At 61.5% G+C, this 17,727-nt stretch carries 19 protein-coding genes; 12 read left to right on the top strand and 7 right to left on the bottom strand.

The window, feature by feature from the left end; genetic code table 11:
* Positions 1–382 precede the first annotated feature (382 nt).
* From BFX80_RS10205 to copD, 3 genes are all read left to right on the top strand, one after another.
* Positions 383–1,189 carry a sulfite exporter TauE/SafE family protein gene (locus BFX80_RS10205; RefSeq protein WP_084208788.1) on the top strand — a complete coding sequence of 269 codons (807 nt, stop codon included), beginning with the start codon at positions 383–385 and terminating at the stop codon, positions 1,187–1,189.
* Positions 1,190–1,356: 167 nt separating this feature from the next.
* Positions 1,357–1,722: a copper homeostasis periplasmic binding protein CopC gene (gene copC, locus BFX80_RS10210; protein WP_084208789.1), complete on the top strand. Its 366-nt coding sequence runs from the start codon at positions 1,357–1,359 to the stop codon at positions 1,720–1,722.
* Between the two features lie 53 nt (positions 1,723–1,775).
* On the top strand, positions 1,776–2,603 hold the full coding sequence (gene copD, locus BFX80_RS10215; RefSeq protein ID WP_164850334.1) for a copper homeostasis membrane protein CopD: 828 nt from the start codon (positions 1,776–1,778) through the stop codon (positions 2,601–2,603).
* Between the two features lie 179 nt (positions 2,604–2,782).
* On the opposite strand, the gene BFX80_RS10220 is transcribed toward copD, so the two are convergent.
* Positions 2,783–4,249 carry an aldehyde dehydrogenase family protein gene (locus BFX80_RS10220; RefSeq protein ID WP_084208791.1) on the bottom strand — a complete coding sequence of 489 codons (1,467 nt, stop codon included), beginning with the start codon at positions 4,247–4,249 and terminating at the stop codon, positions 2,783–2,785.
* 136 nt (positions 4,250–4,385) lie between these two features.
* Between BFX80_RS10220 and BFX80_RS10225 the strand changes: the two genes are divergently transcribed.
* Entirely contained in the window at positions 4,386–4,598 is a 213-nt protein-coding gene (locus tag BFX80_RS10225; protein ID WP_052384432.1) for a DUF3820 family protein, read from the top strand.
* 17 nt (positions 4,599–4,615) lie between these two features.
* On the opposite strand, the gene BFX80_RS10230 is transcribed toward BFX80_RS10225, so the two are convergent.
* Together BFX80_RS10230 and BFX80_RS10235 are read right to left on the bottom strand one after the other, a co-directional pair.
* Entirely contained in the window at positions 4,616–5,704 is a 1,089-nt protein-coding gene (locus BFX80_RS10230) for an NAD-dependent epimerase/dehydratase family protein (protein ID WP_084208792.1), read from the bottom strand.
* Positions 5,705–5,763: 59 nt separating this feature from the next.
* Complete coding sequence (locus BFX80_RS10235) at positions 5,764–6,147, bottom strand: hypothetical protein (RefSeq protein ID WP_077376856.1); 384 nt, start codon at positions 6,145–6,147, stop codon at positions 5,764–5,766.
* A gap of 216 nt (positions 6,148–6,363) precedes the next feature.
* Here BFX80_RS10235 and BFX80_RS10240 point away from each other — a divergent pair, with 216 nt between their 5' ends.
* The 6 genes from BFX80_RS10240 (at position 6,364) to BFX80_RS10260 (ending at position 10,485) form a co-directional block, all read left to right on the top strand.
* Positions 6,364–6,768: an ArsR/SmtB family transcription factor gene (locus BFX80_RS10240; RefSeq protein WP_084208793.1), complete on the top strand. Its 405-nt coding sequence runs from the start codon at positions 6,364–6,366 to the stop codon at positions 6,766–6,768.
* Positions 6,761–7,192, top strand: a complete 432-nt coding sequence (arsC, locus tag BFX80_RS10245; RefSeq protein ID WP_084208794.1) for an arsenate reductase (glutaredoxin) — start codon at positions 6,761–6,763, stop codon at positions 7,190–7,192. Before BFX80_RS10240 ends, arsC begins: the two co-directional genes overlap by 8 nt.
* A gap of 63 nt (positions 7,193–7,255) precedes the next feature.
* Positions 7,256–7,978, top strand: a complete 723-nt coding sequence (gene arsH, locus BFX80_RS10250; protein WP_084209734.1) for an arsenical resistance protein ArsH — start codon at positions 7,256–7,258, stop codon at positions 7,976–7,978.
* A 61-nt stretch (positions 7,979–8,039) separates the two neighbouring features.
* Complete coding sequence (locus BFX80_RS10255) at positions 8,040–9,353, top strand: arsenic transporter (RefSeq protein ID WP_084208795.1); 1,314 nt, start codon at positions 8,040–8,042, stop codon at positions 9,351–9,353.
* Between the two features lie 58 nt (positions 9,354–9,411).
* Entirely contained in the window at positions 9,412–9,582 is a 171-nt protein-coding gene (locus BFX80_RS17850; protein ID WP_157109473.1) for a hypothetical protein, read from the top strand.
* 33 nt (positions 9,583–9,615) lie between these two features.
* Entirely contained in the window at positions 9,616–10,485 is an 870-nt protein-coding gene (locus BFX80_RS10260) for an urea carboxylase-associated family protein (RefSeq protein ID WP_084208796.1), read from the top strand.
* Positions 10,486–10,577: 92 nt separating this feature from the next.
* Here the strand turns inward: BFX80_RS10260 and BFX80_RS10265 are convergent, their stop codons facing one another.
* The 3 genes from BFX80_RS10265 to BFX80_RS10275 all read right to left on the bottom strand — a co-directional run bounded on the left by BFX80_RS10265 (position 10,578) and on the right by BFX80_RS10275 (position 14,741).
* Positions 10,578–11,228 carry an HD-GYP domain-containing protein gene (locus BFX80_RS10265; RefSeq protein WP_167593019.1) on the bottom strand — a complete coding sequence of 217 codons (651 nt, stop codon included), beginning with the start codon at positions 11,226–11,228 and terminating at the stop codon, positions 10,578–10,580.
* A 221-nt stretch (positions 11,229–11,449) separates the two neighbouring features.
* Entirely contained in the window at positions 11,450–12,352 is a 903-nt protein-coding gene (locus tag BFX80_RS10270; RefSeq protein WP_084208798.1) for a LysR family transcriptional regulator, read from the bottom strand.
* A 208-nt stretch (positions 12,353–12,560) separates the two neighbouring features.
* A complete protein-coding gene (locus BFX80_RS10275; protein WP_240499532.1) occupies positions 12,561–14,741 on the bottom strand; it encodes a TonB-dependent siderophore receptor in 2,181 nt (726 codons plus the stop codon).
* 385 nt (positions 14,742–15,126) lie between these two features.
* Here BFX80_RS10275 and BFX80_RS10280 point away from each other — a divergent pair, with 385 nt between their 5' ends.
* Both BFX80_RS10280 and BFX80_RS10285 read left to right on the top strand, forming a co-directional pair.
* Complete coding sequence (locus BFX80_RS10280; protein ID WP_084208799.1) at positions 15,127–15,648, top strand: TetR/AcrR family transcriptional regulator; 522 nt, start codon at positions 15,127–15,129, stop codon at positions 15,646–15,648.
* A 74-nt stretch (positions 15,649–15,722) separates the two neighbouring features.
* The gene (locus BFX80_RS10285; RefSeq protein WP_240499533.1) at positions 15,723–16,709 is read left to right on the top strand and encodes an alcohol dehydrogenase family protein; all 987 of its coding nucleotides are present in this window, start codon (positions 15,723–15,725) and stop codon (positions 16,707–16,709) included.
* A gap of 113 nt (positions 16,710–16,822) precedes the next feature.
* Here BFX80_RS10285 and yghU read toward each other — a convergent pair whose 3' ends face one another.
* Complete coding sequence (gene yghU, locus BFX80_RS10290; protein WP_084208800.1) at positions 16,823–17,686, bottom strand: glutathione-dependent disulfide-bond oxidoreductase; 864 nt, start codon at positions 17,684–17,686, stop codon at positions 16,823–16,825.
* Between the last annotated feature and the right edge of the window lie 41 nt (positions 17,687–17,727).

A 17,727-nucleotide genomic window follows, 5' to 3' on the forward strand; every position in this document is an offset into this window, starting at 1 on the left:
CCCTCCTTTATCCCACTGACCTTCACTGAACACCGCTCCCATGGCAAGCGCAACATCTGCAGAAAAGCCCCCCATCCTGCAGGTATATGCTGAGTGCTGGCTGAAAAGCGCCAGCCACGGCAATGACAGGCACCGGACACTACACCATTGCCTCCAGAAAGCACCTCTCTGATGTCCAAGTCAGCCGACACTTGCCAGCTCATCAGCGGATGAATCTTCCAGGGGGGCCTGCAACACCCTCAGGTGACACCTGAGATACTGGGCAGAGCCTCTCTGTCACGGTAGCCTTGCACGCTTGTCAGGCAGGTCATGCATCATGTCGACTGTCTTGCCTGAGCCCCCATTCCCTCTCTTTATTGGCTATCTGCACAGGATGCCCGCAATGCCCGCCAATTCCGCCGATATTCCCTACCTCGCAAGCCTGCTTGACGGCCTCGCGCAGTATTTCCCGCTCTCGCTGCCCATCGTCATCGCGTTGATCCTGCTGGCTGCTGCCACCTCCGCGCTGTCTGCGGCTGTCGGGGTCGGCGGTGGAACGTTGCTGATCATGATCATGGCGCAGTTGATGCCTGCTACCGCCTTGATTCCGGTGCATGGCATGGTGCAGCTGGGTTCCAACGGCGGGCGCATGGCGATGACCTGGCGCCATATCGACATGCGCCGGCTGCTGGCCTTTCTGCCGGGTGTGGCGCTGGGTGCGCTGGTCGCGGCCTGGGTGTTGATCCGCTTGCCTGAGGGGGTGCTGGAGCTTTCCATCGCGCTGTTCGTGCTGTTCACCTGCTGGGGGCCGCCGCTGCCCAAGCGGGCATTGAGCCGCACAGGCACCTTGATCGCCGGTGCCATCACGACGTTTCTTTCGAGTCTGATCGGGGCCAGCGGCCCACTGGTCGCGAGCTTCATCAAGCAAGGCGGCGGCGAGCGTCACACCAAGGTGGCGACCTTCGCGGCCTGCATGGTCGCGCAGCACCTCACCAAGGCCTTCATCTTCGGCATGGCAGGGTTTCTCTTCCATGAGTGGTTGCCCCTGATCGTGCTGATGATCGGTGCGGGCCTGATCGGTACCCGCCTCGGACTGCGTTTTCTGGATCGTGTCTCAAACCGGCACTTCGATGGCCTGTTCAAATGGGCGCTGTCATTGCTGGCACTCAGGCTTGCCTGGCTGGGTAGCGTCTCTCTGATCAGTCATTGATCCGCCACCAGGCGGAACTCGGGGTGCGACATTATTGCGGGGGACACCACAGTGCTGGCTGAGGTAACGTGCCCCTTCTGCAAGTGCATACCTCTGGCCAGAGGGTGTGAATCCCCATGGCTGGACCATGCACAAGTCAACGCGACCGAAGTCCAGAGGACATCAAGATGACGCATGCAAAACATTGGCTCACCACACTCGTCGCTGGCAGCCTGCTGTTCAGTGGCCAGGCATTCGCTCACGCCCATGTCAGCAGTGCCAATCCCGCGGACGGCGCCAGAATCGCCTCGCCGACTAGCATCAGCCTCACCTTCAGCGAAGGGCTGGAGTTGCCCTTCAGTGGCCTGGGTCTCAGCAGAGTCGATGGCAACCCCGTCTCCCTGGGGGATGCCACTCTCGACAATGGCGGCAAGACGTTGAACGCTCCGGTCAGCAAGACGCTCGAGGCAGGAAAATATGCCGTCAAATGGCATGTGCTTTCCACCGATGGTCACAAGACCGAAGGCCAGTATCAGTTCACCGTCACGCCGTGATCGGCCCCGATAACGCCCTTGCCGCGAGCCGCTTCGTCCTTGACGGAGCGGTCGTGTTCCTTTGGGGCGTCAGCGGATTCCTGCTGACATCGTCGTCGCGCGAGCTGCGCCTCTGGCTTGAGGAGCGCTGGTCGGGGGCCTTGCGCCTGGCACTGGCATTGGCCGTGATCGCCACTGCCTTCCAACTGCCACTCCAGACTGCCATCATCGGGGCTGGCTGGGGAGATCTCTCCAATGTCTCCCTGGCATGGAGCGTCATGACCCAGACGACCTCGGGGCTTGCCTGGGCAGGCAAGGCAGGCATCCTGTCGATGGCACTGCTGGCGCTGATGGTGATTCCCGCACATCGCCTGGTGGTCCTGGCGCTTGCGAGCATGGCAATGTTGGCAAGCCTTGCGTTCTCCGGTCACGCCGCCATGCACGGTGGCTGGCTGGGAGGTATTCACCGCGCCAATCAATGGCTGCACCTACTCAGTGGTGGCTTCTGGATCGGGGCGTTGTTCCCGGTGGTGTCCACCCTGCGTGCATTGCATGCCGAAACTTTGTGCCAAGCCGCCAGAGCTGCCTTGATACGCTTCTCCCGCATGGGCCACCTCGCGGTCGCTCTGGTGGTCGTGACGGGGGCCCTCAATACCGGGCTGATTCTCGGGACACCCTCGCTGGACTGGTCGCACCCTTATCAAGGACTGCTGGCCATCAAGATCGGGCTGGTGCTCAGCATGGTCAGTATCGCCCTCTTCAATCGCTATTGGCTTGTGCCGAAGCTTTCCGGCCAGGGTGGCACCACACGAGCCCTTGAGTGGATGACGCGACTGGAAGTGATGTTGGCGGCGCTGGTACTGGGGCTGGTCGTGACGCTTTCCGCCCTCGATCCCTACTGATGATCGCAGCTTGCGTCTCTGTCCTCTCTACAGCGCCGCCCTTGCTGTCAAGATCCCTAGGCCTTCTTGCCTGCATCATCACCATGACGTGTCTGCATTACTCACCATCAAAAACGCCCCGCTCAGCCAGCAGGCTGAGCGGGGCGTTGTTTGTCATGCGCAACTACAGATAAGAGGGATCAGAACGGATACTGACGTGGCTCGACCTGCAGACTGACCCATTGATCGGTGGTAAATTCCTCCAGCACCCAGTCGCCATTGAAGCGCCCAAGGCCTGAATTCTTCTCGCCGCCGAAGGGCGCGCGTGGATCATCATTCACCGGCATGTCATTGACGTGCACCATGCCCGCCTCGACCTGACGCGCGAAGCGCTCGCCGCGTGCGATATCCGCGGTGAAGACCGAGGCCGAGAGGCCATATTCGGTGCCATTGGCAAGTTCCAGCGCATGCGCTTCATCACGGGCTTTCTGGATGCCGACCACCGGGCCGAAGATCTCGTTCTGCGCCAGGCTCATGTCATTGGTGACATCGGTGAACACATGGGGCGGCACCAGCTGACCCTGCGCCTCGCCCTCAAGCATCACCTTGGCGCCCTCGCCCTTGGCCGTCTCGATCATCTCGAGCAATCCATCACGCTGCTTGGCATTGATGATCGGCCCGATGACGGTATCGTCCTGGGCGGGGTTGCCGACCTTCAGCTCACGGGCACGCGCCACGAAGCGATCGACGAAGGCGTCATGGACCGACGCATCGACGATGATGCGGTTGATGGCCATGCAGATCTGCCCCTGATGCAGGAACTTGCCGACCAGCGCGGCGTCCACCGCCTGCTCGATGTTCGCATCGTCAAGCACCACGAAGGGGCTGTTGCCGCCCAGCTCCAGGGCAACCTGCTTGAGGTGATCGCCACCGACGGCGCGACTGCCGATGCCCTTGCCCACCTGAGTGGAGCCGGTGAAGGAGATCAGCCGCGGTACCTCGTGATCCACGAAGGCATCGCCGATCTCGCTGCCGGCACCGACCACCACGCTCAGGACACCGGCAGGCAGCCCCGCCTCCTCGAATAGCCTGGCCAGCAGCAGGCCGCCGGTCAGCGGGGTATCACTGGCCGGCTTGATGACGACGCTGTTGCCAAGTGCCAGTGCCGGCGCCAGGGAACGCTGGGTCAGATGCAGCGGGAAATTCCACGGACTGATGATGCCGATGACCCCCAGCGGCTTGCGGAAGACGCGGCTCTCCTTGCCCGGTACCTGAGCCTCCATCACCATCCCGGCCACGCGATTGGCCATCGCGGCAGACTCCAGCGTGATCGCACGGGCCGCCGCCAGTTCCGCCTGAGCCTTGAGGCGGGTACTGCCCGACTCACGAATCAACCAGCCGAGCAACTCTTCGCGTCGCTCGTCCATCAGCTCCACCACCTTTTGCATCACGCCAGCGCGCTCGCTTGCCGGTGTCAGAGCCCAGTCAGGCTGGACATCACGCGCCCTGCGATAGCTGGCATCGAGATCCTCGGCATTGGCCATGGGAATCGAGAGCAGCGAGCTCTGATCGAAGGGATCCACCACCTCAAGCGTCCTGCCGGCTCGGCCGTTACGCCATTCTCCGGCGAGGGGTAGCTGCTCGAGATTCTGATAGTCGCGGGACATGAGTCACTCCGTGTCATGAGTATGATCAGAACATGGCGGTGCCGGAGCAAAACCCAACCGTTGCATCACAGCTGTGCCAGAATGGCACCTGCAACTGACCAGACCGTCCTTAACCGAGTGGAATGAGAGTCACTGGATGAGCCCCGAAGACCTGCAGAAACTGACGACCCGCCAGATGCCCTATGGCAAGTACGCCGGACGCTTGATTGCCGACCTGCCCGGCGATTACCTGGGTTGGTTTGCGCGCAAGGGATTCCCGCAAGGCGAGATAGGTCGCTTGCTGGCACTGATGCACGAGATAGATCACAACGGGTTGAATGCCCTGCTGGAGCCGTTGCGACGTCGCTGACGTGCAGAAGATGAGGTTCACGACAGGCGGCCGCTGGCCTCCAGTTGATCGAACATGTCGTGCAGCGTCGTCTCGAGGGGCCGGTAGATCAGCCCCAACTGCTCACGGCTGCGGGTATTGTCGAACACGAAGGCATGCCCCACGTTGCGTGAGACGATCTTGCGGGTCACCGCCCTGTTGGCCAGCGGACCCGCCAGCCACACCAGCCATCTGGGCAGCTGGCGAGTGGGAATCGCATATTGCGGGCCGGCGTGATGACTCAACAGGCGCCCCAGCGCAATGAAGCTTGAGGAGTGCCCGGCGACCAGATGACGCCCGGTGGCCGTGGGTAAAAATCCCGCCGCCAGATGCGCCTCGGCGACATCCCGCACATCCACCACGCCCATGCCGTAATCCGGTGCGCCTATCCTGAGCGTGCCGTCACAGAGCTGCGTCATCAGGCTGAAGGATTCGCCGTGCGTGTCATCGCTGATCGCGGGGCCGAGCACCAGCGAGGGATTGATCACCACCAGCCGCCAGCGCGACTGCTGCTCGGCAATCTGCCAGGCGGCCTGTTCCGCCAGCGTCTTGGAGTGGGAGTAGGCCTGGTGTGTCAGCGAGGCCGTGGTGTTCCAGACACTCTCGTCGAAACAGCCGCGCGACGTATCCAGCGCATCGGCATTGTCACTGTAGATGGCAGCACAACTGCTGGTCAGCACCACGCGTTCGACACTGCTCTGACGATTGGCTTCCTGGAGCACGTTGCGAGTTCCCTCCACTGCTGGCCGCACCAGGTCTCGCTCGGGATCCTCGACACTGACGACGAAGGGCGAGGCGGTGTGAAAGACCACCGCACACCCCGCCATCGCCTCGGCGTAAGAGCCCTGCTCGAGCAGATCACTGGCGAAGACGCGCAGCTTGCCCGACATGCTGTCTTCCAGTGCCTTGAGTGCCGCCAGACGCTCGGTGTTACCTGGATCACGCACAGCGGCATGCACTGTCAGGCCCTCCTGCAGCAAGCGACGGATCAGCTGTCCCGCCACATACCCCGTCGCTCCTGTCACCAGAACGGGTTGCGACCTGTCCAGATGAGCCAATGCGGCTAGCGTATTGTCATTGAGCGGCATGGAGAAGCCTCAGGGAAGGGAAAAACAGCGGGAATCGCTCTCTGCCTGGGAGCCCCCTCTCAAGCGGACAGCTTGACGAACCAGGTCCACAGGCCACCGAGAATCAGCGACTCGGCAGCAAAGCGGAACAGATGACGCATGTCGATGCCATCCAGCATCAACCCCATCAGGCGTGCCGTCATGATGCCGGCGATACCCGCCACGGCGAGTGTCACCAGCACCGGCAACACTCCCAGACCGATCGGCGGATACATCAGCAGGTACCCTACCGCGATGACCCAGCCCCAGCGGATCCGACGAGAGATCGCCGCGCCCGTTTGTCTGGGCACGGTCAAGGGCGTGTCATCCGGGCCCTTGAAGCGATTGACCAGCTCCGGCACTGCCGCAAGCAGCACACCCGCCGCCAGCACGAAGCCCCCCAGAATCTGCAATACCATCATCATCGTGCCATCTTCCCTTGTCCGGTAATCAATGGCGCACATGCTACCAAGACTGTGCGGGCTTTGCCTGACCGGAATACGCGCCCTCACAAATCCTCGAGAATGGCCAAGGGCTATCTGCACCCATTCTTTCCTCCGGGCACCTTCCCATATGCGGCACGCTGATCTATCATCGCACCATCGTCATTTCGACAAGTCTCGACATATGGACAAGATGATATGAATGATACTGACAGCCTGCCCGACCCGCAGGCCACGCTGGACACCTTCGCGGCGCTATCCCAGGCCACGCGTCTGGATACGTTTCGCCTTCTGGTACGCCATGAGCCAGAGGGACTACCGGCCGGCGAGATCGCCCGTCGTCTCGAGGTGCCGCACAACACGCTCTCGACCCATCTGGGCGTGTTGAGTCGCGCGGGGCTGATCCACTCCCAGCGCGAAGGCCGTTCGTTGATCTACCGCGCCAACCTCGAGCACATGCTCGCCACCGTGCAGTTTCTGGTACGCGACTGCTGCGCGGGCTCCTCGGTGGTCTGCGATCCGTTGCTGGCCTCGCTCACCCTGCCCAGCTGCGGTGACGCCCACACTCCCGGTACGTTGCAGGAGCCCGGAAACGATGACTGAATCCACTCGCTCTTCCCACACGATCACGATCTACCACAACCCGGCCTGCGGCACGTCACGCAATGTGCTGGCCATGCTCAAGGCTTCCGGTGAGACACCGGAGGTCATCGAGTATCTGGTCACCCCCCCGACGCGCGAGACGCTGGAGTCGCTGATTGCCGCCATGGGCGGTGGACCGCGCCCGCTGCTGCGCCGCAAGGGTACGCCGTATGACGATCTCAATCTGGATGACCCTTCCCTGAGCGATGCCGAGCTGATCGACGCCATGATGGCCCACCCGATCCTGATCAATCGCCCCATCGTGGTCACGCCCGCAGCCACGCGCCTGTGCCGCCCGTCGGAGACGGTACTGGAGCTTCTGGACAATCCGGTCGCGCACTACACCAAGGAAGACGGCGACGTCGTCCACGCCCCAAGGACTTGACCCATGAACGCACACACTTCCACCCACTCTCACCTGCCGACAGGCGACACCATGACAGACGCGATGAAAGCGGCATTGGCCGATCTGCCCAATATCGACGCCGAACACTGGCGCCCGCTGGAGATCGACCGTCTGGTCGGCCCCGGTGCGCCGCGTCATGCACCGCGCATTCTGGTGCTGTACGGCTCCCTGCGTGAGCGTTCCTTCTCGCGCTTTGCCGCCGAGGAAGCGGCGCGCCTGTTGACCGCATTCGGCGCGGAAGTCCGCCTTTACTCGCCGGCGGGCCTGCCGCTGCCGGATGACTGCGATGCCGATCACCCCAAGGTGCAGGAGCTGCGCGAGCTGGCTCAGTGGTCCGAGGGCATGCTCTGGGCCAGCCCTGAACGTCATGGCGCGATGACCTCGATCATGAAGGCGCAGATCGACTGGATTCCGCTGTCACTGGGCGGCGTACGTCCTACCCAGGGCAAGACGCTGGCCATCCTTCAGGTCAGCGGCGGCAGCCAGAGCTTCAACAGCGTCAACCAGATGCGCATTCTGGGGCGCTGGATGCGCATGCTGACCATCCCCAACCAGTCATCCGTGCCCAAGGCCTTCAATGAATTCGATGAAAACGGCCGCATGCGCATGTCACCGCTGTATCTGCGCATCGTCGATGTCTGTGAAGAGCTGATGAAGTTCACCTGGATGAACCGCGAGCGCAGTGACTATCTGACCGAGCGCTATTCCGAGCGTGTCGAGAGTGCCGAAGAAGTCTCGAAACGCGTCAATCAGAGCACGATCTGACGCTGTCCGTCTTCGCACACGTCGTGCTTCTCTTGCTCTTCCCCCTCGACAAGGAGACGTCATGCTTGCCTTGGCAATCTTCGTCATCACGCTGGCACTGGTGATCTGGCAACCACGCGGTCTGGGCATCGGCACCAGTGCACTGGGCGGCGCCGTGATCGCACTGGTCTGCGGCGTGGTCACGCTACCGGACGTACTGGTGGTGTGGGACATCGTCTGGGACGCCACCTTCACCTTCGTGGCGCTGATCATCATCTCGCTGATTCTCGATGAAGCGGGCTTCTTCAGCTGGGCGGCACTGCATGTCGCACGCTGGGGCGGCGGCAATGGGCGCAGGCTGTTCCCGCTCATCGTGCTGCTAGGCGCGGTGATCGCGGCCTTCTTCGCCAATGATGGCGCGGCCCTTTTGCTGACACCGATCGTGATCGCGATTCTGGTACGCCTGGAATTCTCGGCGGCGGCCTCGCTGGCCTTCATCATCGCCACCGGGTTCGTGGCGGATTCCACCAGCCTGCCGCTGGTGATCTCGAATCTCGTCAACATCGTCAGTGCCAACTACTTCGATATCTCCTTCACGCATTACGCCGCGGTGATGGTACCGGTGGATCTGATCGCACTGGCCGCCACGCTGATCGTGCTGTGGCTGATGTTCCGCAAGGAACTACCGTCACACTATGCGCTGGAGAAACTCGAGGCACCGTCGAGCGCCATCAAGGACCCCCAGGTCTTCCGCGCGGCCTTCCCGCTGCTGGGGGTGCTGCTGGTGTCCTACTTCGTGACCGCGCCCTTGGGCATTCCGCTCGCCGTCGTCACCGGCAGCGCCGCGCTGGTTCTGCTGGCCATTGCCGGCCGCTGGCTGGGCAGCGGTGATGCCGTGATCGAACTCGGCCCGGTGCTGCGCGGCGCGCCGTGGCAGATCGTGCTGTTCTCGGTGGGCATGTATCTGGTGGTCTACGGGCTGGGCAATGCCGGCCTGACCGACCACGCCAGTGACATTCTCGCCTGGCTTGCCAGCCAAGGCAGTCTGGTCGCGACCCTCGGCACCGGTGTGCTGGCTGCCGTCACCGCCTCGGTGATGAACAACATGCCGGCCACGCTGATCGGCGCGCTGGCCATCGACCACCTCACCGCGCAGCAGGTCAGCGACGCGACGCGTGAGCTGATGGTCTACGCCAACGTGATCGGCAATGACCTGGGGCCCAAGTTCACCCCGATCGGCAGTCTCGCCACACTGCTGTGGCTGCATGTGCTCGATCAGAAAGGCCATCACATCAGTTGGGGGCAGTACATCAAGGTCGGTCTGGTGCTGACCCCGCCGGTGCTGATCGCCACCCTGCTCGGCCTGTGGGCCTGGCTTGGCGTGCTCAATGGCTGATCAGATCTGCTGTCGGCCAAGAGACACCCTTGGCCTGAGGGCAACATTGGACTCAGGAATGAAACAGAACTGGCGCAGGGAGCAATCCCTGCGCCAGTTCTGTTTCATCCTCCCGAAGGTTTCATCTGCACCGAAAAATGTACTGAAGCGCCTGACGTGGCAATCTGACAGTGGACGTCGTCCTTGCTCGATTTCATTATCCGACAATGCCGCCATCGATCCTCAATGAGAGACCAGACCTGACAACCCCGGGAGTCCTGTCATGAGTGATGTACCTGCCGCCTATCAAGCCAGCAAGGGATCGATTCTGGACGTCGATCGCGACTTCTACGACAGCCTCACCGAAAGCAAGGCCGAGCGCACACTGGTCGCGACCCATACCGTGCCGCTGCGCGATGGCCTGGCATGGGAAGTGCCGGCGGGCCACGTGCTGCGCATCAAGATCACCGAAGGCTCACAGGTCGGTGATTTCAACATGTGGAATCTGCACAATCCGCGTGAACGCATGTGGGCGTCTCGCACCCGCCAGCTGCAGCGTGCGCATGTCAGCACCTATGATCGCCTGTGGTCCACACTGCCCTACCTGCGCCCGATGGCGACCATCATCGATGACACCCTCGCCGACTATGGTGTCGATGCAGAAGGCGGTCGCGTGCATGACCTGCTGGGCACGCGCTGCGACCCCTACGTCAATCGCCTGCTGACCGGCGAGGACTTCGATCACCACTGCCACTCCAATCTGGTCCGCGCGGTGGAGCCCTGGGGCCTGACCGAATTCGATATCCACGATGTGCTCAACATCTTCCAGTGCACCGGCCTCAACAACGAAGACAAGTACTTCATGAAGGCCTGCCCGGCTCGCAAGGGCGATTACCTGGAGTTCTTTGCCGAGACGGACCTGCTGTGCGCGATGTCCTGCTGCCCGGGTGGCGATCTGTCTGTGGACCTGTGGGGCCCTGATGCGCGTGACCCGCTCGAGACCTGCAACCCGCTGGGTGTCGAGATCTACCAGCTGGAAGGCGACGTTCTCGCAGGCTGGGAGTCGCCCAAGATCGCGGCTTACGCCGGCAACCACGGCCGCCAGCACCCCGCCACCGATTGGGCCGCCATCAAGCGTGAGCGCTGCTGTTGATGACGCATTGCTCGCATGGCACTTAACTTCAAAGGCCCCTGTCATGAACATCGACAGGGGCCTTTGAATGTCCCGGAGAGACATCACCACGCTCAATCACTTCGTGTCTGATCAAGCAACTGATGATGCACCGCGAGAAGTTCCTTCCAGAGGGGTGAGAGGCGACCGATCAACTGCGGATCGAACTGACGCCCGGCCTGGGCAACGAACAAGGCGATCAATCTGTCCAGCGGCCATCCCGCCTTGTAGGCCCGAGGAGACGCCAATGCATCAAAGACATCCATGAGCCCGACCACTCGGCAATGCAAGGGCAGTGCCTTCGTCATGATCTGGCCAGGGTAGCCAGAGCCATCCCAGCATTCGTGATGCCCTACCGCAATCTCGATACTCAGCGTACGCAGCGGCTCCCCTAGCGTGTCGAGCAGCAGGCCACCTTCACTCGCATGGCACTGCATCAGGCAGCGCTCCTCTGGTATCAGCGCTCGTGGCGCCTGCAGTAACTCGCGAGGGATGGAGAGCTTGCCGATATCATGCAGCAGCGCCGCATGGTGCAGTGCCTGCAAGGAAAGACTGCGCGCCTGCGGGTCGAGCAGCCTGGCATAGAGCGAGGCCGAAAGCCCTGCCACCCGCCAGGAATGCGCCAGGGTGTCAGCGTCATGTCGGTACAGCCGTTCCAACAGGTCAAGCGCCTCCGGCGCGAGCATCGCTACACCGTAGGGCGGTTGATAAAGGTAATTCGGCAAGTGGCGCATTCAGACTGACAACGCACTGGCCAATGCAGCGATCAGGTTCATGAGCGACTCCCTGTCAGATTGATCCCACCTGGAAACTCCGTGACTTGCCGCCAGCACATCGCGCACGCAATGCGTGAATCCCCAGCGGTTTCCCACTGAAGGCCGACATTCACAGGAGCATCGTGCTCCTAATCAACTCAGTATGACTCACTTGGTAATGAAGCACACAATCAGGCATTGCGCTCATCAAACCAGGTGACCAGATGTTCGATCAGACGCATGGTACGCAGCGGACGATGGCGCTCACGATGGTAGATCAATGACAACGGCACATCCGCCGGCTGCCAATCCTGCAGGATTTCCTTGAGCTCTCCGCTTGCGATGGCGTCATCACAGTAGAGTCTGGGCACGCGAATGATGCCGTTGCCGGCCAGGGCACCACTGACCAGCACATGCCCGTTGCGACACTGCAACTGGGCACTGATATCCACCTGTGTCTCGCTTTTCGGGTCTTGTCGGGCGCAAAAGCTCCAGCGCGCGACCGAGCCCACCAGGCAGCGGTGAGCCTGCAGGCCACCGGGAGTTTGCGGTGAGCCATGCCGCGAAAGATAGTCAGGACTCGCCACGACCACATAGGACAGAGTCGCCAGCGGACGGGCAATGAAATCGGCATCCTCGAGTGCACCCATGCGCAGGGCGATATCGAAGTCATCGCGAATCAGATTCACGCGATGACTGCTGAAATCCAGTTCGATCTCGACCTCCGGCCAGGCCTGCATGAAGGCGTGAACGGCTGGCCCCAGCAGACGCTCGCCGATTGGGCCCCCGACACTGTTGAGCCGAATCCGACCGCGCATGGCGTTACGCTCTTCACGCACCAGCGTCACGATCTGCGCCATGTCGCCCAGCGCACTACGACATTGCGCGTGGAGAAGATGACCACTCTCGGTGAGCCGCAACGAGCGAGTGGAACGCTGCATCAAAGTAACGCCCAGCAGCTTCTCCAGCGCGGTGACCTGCTTGGACACCTGTGAACGCGATACGCCCAACGTCTCGGCGGCCCGGGTGAAACTGCCGTGATCCGCTGTCATGACAAAGGCACGGATATCGGCAAGGGGAAGCGAGTCGAGCATGTGAAGCTCTCCGGACAGTAGTGACATCGAATGAAGGAAGAGATCCTCGAGACGTCAGTCTATCAGCCAATCCGATTGAATCAGCGACAGGGCCCGATACGTCAGGCCCCGATGTCGAGTCGTCGCAACGCATCAGGGGCGCATTGGAGCGCCCCTGGTCCATGACAGTTGCCTGTCGTCCCCTCTTCATAAAAAGCAATCAGCGGTGTTACCAGCCCACGCTGGCCGACAGGGTAATTTCCATCGGATCGCCCACCAGTACGCGCGTGTCACCGCCACTGCCGTAGTAATAGGCGGTATCGAACAGATTCTTCGCATTCAGCTTGAATTCGGTGTCCGGACCGAAGAAGTCATGACGCCAGCCGACGAAGGCATCCGCCACGGTGTAGGCATCCATCGAGAAGCTGTTGTCGTCATCGCCTTCACGCTCACCGACGTAGCGCACGCCACCGCCGACACGCCACTCGCCGTAGGACGGATCAATCGCCAGATCATGTGCCAGATAGAGGCTAGCCGCGTTGAGCGCCGCGTTCGGCAGACGATTGCCCTCGGTGCCTTCGGTATCCTCGAGTACTTCGGTATCGGTGTAGGCATAGCTGAACAGCAAGGAAGTACGATCCGTCAGGGCGCCTTCGAGGCTGAATTCCAGGCCTTGCGAGCCGGCTTCACCGATGGTGCGAGTCACCCCATTGTCAGTGACTGCGACGTTCTCCTTGCGGATCTGGTAGAGCGCCACAGACGTCGCCAGACGCGGATTCCACTGACGCTTGTAGCCGATCTCGTAGCCCTTGCCGAGCTCAGGGTCGAGGCTCTCGCCGCTGTCACTGTCGCTGCCGTTGGGCACGAAGGATTCGCTGTAGCTGATGTAGGCAGAGCTGGCATCGTCGATGCGATACAGCAGGTTCGCGGAGGGCAGGAACAGGTCATCGCTGTAATCGGGGTCAGACACGAAGTCCTCGCCCTGCCCGCTCTGCTGATCAAACCAGGTGTAGCGCCCGCCAAGGCCCAGAATCCACTTGTCACTCAGATACCAGCGGTCGCTGACATAGACCCCGATGGCATGACTCTCGTCGAGACGATTGCTGCGCGAGGTGTTGATGTCGTCGGAGGTCACCTGGGCCAGCTGGCCGTGATTCACGTCGGTGACGGTGGAGACCGTGACGGAGTCGCCGAAATAGCGCTCATCTAGATAGTCGCGGGTGGTCTCGTAATCGGCACCGATGACCAGCTGGTGACGCTGCCCCGCTATCTCGACATCACCCATGGCGTCCAGCGCCGTGTAGTGCTCGCTGCGTTCATAGCCCTGGTTCTCTTCGGCGCGCACGGTCACATCACCGCTGTCGCTGACATTCGTGACGTTGGCGCGCGCATCGCTGTACTGACGACGCGTCCAGCCGTAGGTCAGCTTCATGTCCCAGTTGTCGGTGACTTCCTGCTTCCACCAGGCATTGACGGACTCGTCATGGCCATAGACGCGGTTCCAGGATTCATCGAAACGCGTGCCACGCGTGACGTTGGCGGCACTGCCGTTGTAGAAGACGGTGCCACGATCGATATCCAGCTCGTAGTCCTGATACTCGTAGCTGATCTGGGCGCTGCTGTGCTCGCCCTCCCAACGCAAGGACGGGGCGATGGTGGTGCGGCGGTCATTGCCGTACTCGCGCCAGGAGTCCTCATCCTCATGCGAGAGGATGAAGCGATAGGCCAGGCCGGTATCCTCGATGGGACCGGTAGTGTCCAGGGTGGTATTGCCACCGCCGAAGGAGCTGACTTCGCCACTGATCTCGGTGTGCGTCTCGTACTGCGGACGCTTGGTGACCATGTTGATCACGCCGCCGGGGTTCTGTTGCCCCTGGAAAAGCGATGACGGCCCCTTGAGGACCTCGACGCGGTCCACCGTCGCCGTGGTGTAGGTACGGCGCGGCTGACGGATGCCATCGATCAGCATCGAGCCATCGCTGTTGCTGCCGAAGCCTCGCTTGACGAAGCCATCCTCGGTGCCCCCCAGCGTATTGCCCAGCTGAATGCCAGCCACCGGCTGCAGCGACTCTTCCAGGTCATCGAGATTGAAGTCGTGCATGACCTGCCGGGTCACCACATTGATGGTGCGGGCCTGCTCGAGAAACTCCACCGACTGCTTGTTGGCAAGGCTTGAGGCCTCTGCACGGTAACTGCCCGGCGCCACTTCCGATTCCCGCTGGCCGGTGACCACCATCACCGAGCTTGCGACTGCCGAGGCGTCCTGTGCCGACTCACCTGCCGCCAGTGTGGTACTCGGCAATGCCATGAGGCTGAAGACCAGACAGGAAAATGGCCCCTTGCTCTTGCTGACGGTGCTCTTGCTGACGGTATTCTTGTTGACGACGTGGTTGCGAGAATGACTTGGCACCTGGAACCCTTCTATGTGATGTGCCAGCGTCCTGCTGAATCAACATCTCGCCCTGTATTCGACAGAGCATGGCCATGACTGACGCCCCCTGCGCCAGCAAATTGAGCGCGAATGATAATCTTTACCATAAAGTGTCGCAACGTTATCTCGAGAATCCAGCCAGCAGGTGGCCGAAATCATCGCCATTGGTCGTGATGAAAGCAGTCCCTTGCGCTCTGGGGACAGGATGTCGTTCCTCATTGAGGACCGCTCGTGGGTCGCCGAGCCATCAAAGGGGGTGACGAGCGGGACAATGCTGCAGGACATTGACACAGGGAGAATGAACGCTCTACCCTGCAGAGGTAGAACAAACGCTCTCCCTGAAAACTTCGACGATGGTCCTTCCATGATTCAGCACGACATCGCCGCTCGCCTGGAAGCCCTCTTCAGTCAGCGTGGCTTCGCAGAACCCAGCGTGTCAGAGCTCAAGGCTGCCTCTGGCGTGAGCCTACGCACCCTCTACCGACATTTTCCTTCCAAGGAAAGCATGGTGATCGGGGCCTTGCAGCATCGCCATGAGCGCTACCTCGCCTTTCTTGAGGACGAGGTGCCCAGCGATGGCGCCGCTGCGCTCAGTCATCTTTACCGACGACTGGGCCACTGGATGAAGCACGAAGCCCCCAATGGCTGCATGTCGATCAATGCGTTGGCGGCCTTTCCTGACAACCGTGACGTCACTGATGCCGTCACCCGACACAAGCGGGAAACCCTCCATTGGCTTGGCACGCGCAGTCGCCGGGAAGATCTCGCCAACGAATTGTTCCTGATTCATGAAGGGGCATCCTCGGCCTGGCTGGTACTGGGCGACACAGCGATCGAAGCGGCACTTTCCACCACCCTCACCCTCCTGGGAAAACCTCGCAAATGAGCGCTGAATCCACACGCCATGACACCATGCACGGTATCTATCTGACCGGCCACGGCGGCCCGGTGGTGCTGTAAGTGCGCGACGACATCCCCCGTCCGGTTCCCGGCCCGCGCGACGTACTGGTGCGCGTCGGGGCTGCTGGCGTCAACAACACCGACATCAACACACGCCTGGCGTGGTACTCCAAGGGCGATGGCGAGGCCGAGGATGCCAGCTGGTCCGGTCAACCGATCCATTTCCCGCGCATCCAGGGCGCCGATATCTGCGGCGAGATCGTCGCGGTCGGGTCAGACGTCAGTCCAGCGCGTATCGGTGAGCGTGTGCTGATAGAGCCCTGTCTGCAGGAGCACGATGGCAAGCCATTGGCTTCGGCCTGGTATATCGGTGCTGAGTGCGATGGCGGCTTCGCCGAATACACCAAGGTGGCAGCACGCCATGCACACCCCATCAAGAGCGCACTGAGCGATGTGGAACTGGCCTCATTCCCATGTTCCTACTCCACCGCCGAGAACCTGCTGACACGCACGCAGCTTGCCAAGGGGGAACGCGTGTTGATCACCGGCGCCTCAGGGGGCGTCGGCTCTGCAGCCGTTCAGCTCGCCAAGGCACGTGGTGCTCATGTGATCGCCATCACCAGCGCTGCCAAGGCAGAGTCGCTGCGCAAGCTGGGGGCCGATGACATCGTATTGCGTGATCAGGTCGTGGCGGACGTGCTCGACGGTCATGGGGTCGACGTGGTGGTGGATCTGGTAGGCGGCCCGCAATGGCCGCAGCTGCTGGATGTCCTGAAGCACAAGGGCCGTTACGCCGTGGCAGGTGCCATCGGTGGCGAGATCGTGGAGCTCGACCTGCGCACGCTCTATCTCAAGGACTTGAGCTTCTTCGGCTGCACCGTGCTGGAACCGGAAGTCTTCCCCAATCTCGTGCGCCATATCGAGCAAGGCAACATCAAGCCACTGGTCGCCGAGACCTTCGCACTGGCCGACATCGCCACTGCCCAGGCCGTTTTCCAGCAGAAAGGTCATGTGGGCAAGGTCGTGCTCAAGGTTTGCCAGGACTGAGTCAGTTTCCTCAGGGACTGATGGCCAGAATGCAAAAGGGCTACCCGATGGGTAGCCCTTTCATTGCCAGACAGCGGCAACTTCACAAGACATTAGACATTGTGTCTTGAGGGTCAGTCGGCGCGCTTGTCTTCGGTATTGGTGTCGAAGTCACTCGCCGAGTGGCGTTCGATCAGCTGCTCATGCGGCTCCCCCCAGAAACGATTGACCATGCGACCACGCTTGACCGCAGGACGCTCGGCAATCGACTTGGCCCAGCGCTGCACATGGGGGTAGTCCTGCACGGAAAGGAACTCGGCAGCGTCATAGAGCTTGCCTTCGACAAGCGCGCCATACCAGGCATAGATGGCGATATCCGCGATGCTGTATTCGTCACCGGCGATATAGGCGTTGTCGGCCAGCTGACGATCCAGCACGTCCAGTTGACGCTTGGTCTCCATCGCGAAACGGTTGATCGGATACTCCATCTTCTCCGGGGCGTAGGCATAGAAGTGGCCAAAGCCTCCACCCAGATACGGCGCGGAGCCCATCTGCCAGAACAGCCAGTTCATGACCTCGACCCGCTTGGCCGGCTCCTTGGGGATGAGCGCGCCGAACTTGTCCGCAAGATGCAGCAGGATGGAACCGGACTCGAAGACACGCACAGGCGTGTCGCCACTTCTATCCATCAGCGCGGGAATCTTCGAATTGGGATTGATCGCGACGAAGTCACTGCCGAACTGATCGCCATCACCGATGCGGATCGGCCAGGCATCATATTCCGCACCGGAATGTCCGAGCGCCAGCAGCTCCTCGAACATGATGGTGGCCTTCACACCGTTCGGTGTCGCCATGGAGTAGAGCTGGAAGGGATGCTCCCCGACCGGCAGCTCCTGGTCATGCGTCGGTCCGGCGATCGGCCGATTGGTGCTGGCAAACTTGCCGCCACTTTCACTTTCCCATGTCCAGACCTTGGGTGGCTGATAGCTGTCGCTCATACCCTTGACTCCTTGGCATTCTGTTGAAGCTTCAAGACTGC

It is taken from the genome of Cobetia marina (assembly GCF_001720485.1).
Lineage (GTDB): Bacteria > Pseudomonadota > Gammaproteobacteria > Pseudomonadales > Halomonadaceae > Cobetia > Cobetia marina.

What these genes read in the sequence shown, in the direction of transcription:
- BFX80_RS10205 (WP_084208788.1), top strand. Translation starts at nt 383, where the DNA reads ATGCCCGCCAATTCCGCCGATATTCCCTACCTCGCAAGCCTGCTTGAC.
- copC (WP_084208789.1), top strand. Translation starts at nt 1,357, where the DNA reads ATGACGCATGCAAAACATTGGCTCACCACACTCGTCGCTGGCAGCCTG.
- BFX80_RS10220 (WP_084208791.1), bottom strand. Translation starts at nt 4,249, where the DNA reads ATGTCCCGCGACTATCAGAATCTCGAGCAGCTACCCCTCGCCGGAGAA.
- BFX80_RS10225 (WP_052384432.1), top strand. Translation starts at nt 4,386, where the DNA reads ATGAGCCCCGAAGACCTGCAGAAACTGACGACCCGCCAGATGCCCTAT.
- BFX80_RS10230 (WP_084208792.1), bottom strand. Translation starts at nt 5,704, where the DNA reads ATGCCGCTCAATGACAATACGCTAGCCGCATTGGCTCATCTGGACAGG.
- BFX80_RS10235 (WP_077376856.1), bottom strand. Translation starts at nt 6,147, where the DNA reads ATGATGATGGTATTGCAGATTCTGGGGGGCTTCGTGCTGGCGGCGGGT.
- BFX80_RS10240 (WP_084208793.1), top strand. Translation starts at nt 6,364, where the DNA reads ATGAATGATACTGACAGCCTGCCCGACCCGCAGGCCACGCTGGACACC.
- arsC (WP_084208794.1), top strand. Translation starts at nt 6,761, where the DNA reads ATGACTGAATCCACTCGCTCTTCCCACACGATCACGATCTACCACAAC.
- arsH (WP_084209734.1), top strand. Translation starts at nt 7,256, where the DNA reads ATGAAAGCGGCATTGGCCGATCTGCCCAATATCGACGCCGAACACTGG.
- BFX80_RS10255 (WP_084208795.1), top strand. Translation starts at nt 8,040, where the DNA reads ATGCTTGCCTTGGCAATCTTCGTCATCACGCTGGCACTGGTGATCTGG.
- BFX80_RS17850 (WP_157109473.1), top strand. Translation starts at nt 9,412, where the DNA reads ATGAAACAGAACTGGCGCAGGGAGCAATCCCTGCGCCAGTTCTGTTTC.
- BFX80_RS10260 (WP_084208796.1), top strand. Translation starts at nt 9,616, where the DNA reads ATGAGTGATGTACCTGCCGCCTATCAAGCCAGCAAGGGATCGATTCTG.
- BFX80_RS10270 (WP_084208798.1), bottom strand. Translation starts at nt 12,352, where the DNA reads ATGCTCGACTCGCTTCCCCTTGCCGATATCCGTGCCTTTGTCATGACA.
- BFX80_RS10280 (WP_084208799.1), top strand. Translation starts at nt 15,127, where the DNA reads ATGATTCAGCACGACATCGCCGCTCGCCTGGAAGCCCTCTTCAGTCAG.
- yghU (WP_084208800.1), bottom strand. Translation starts at nt 17,686, where the DNA reads ATGAGCGACAGCTATCAGCCACCCAAGGTCTGGACATGGGAAAGTGAA.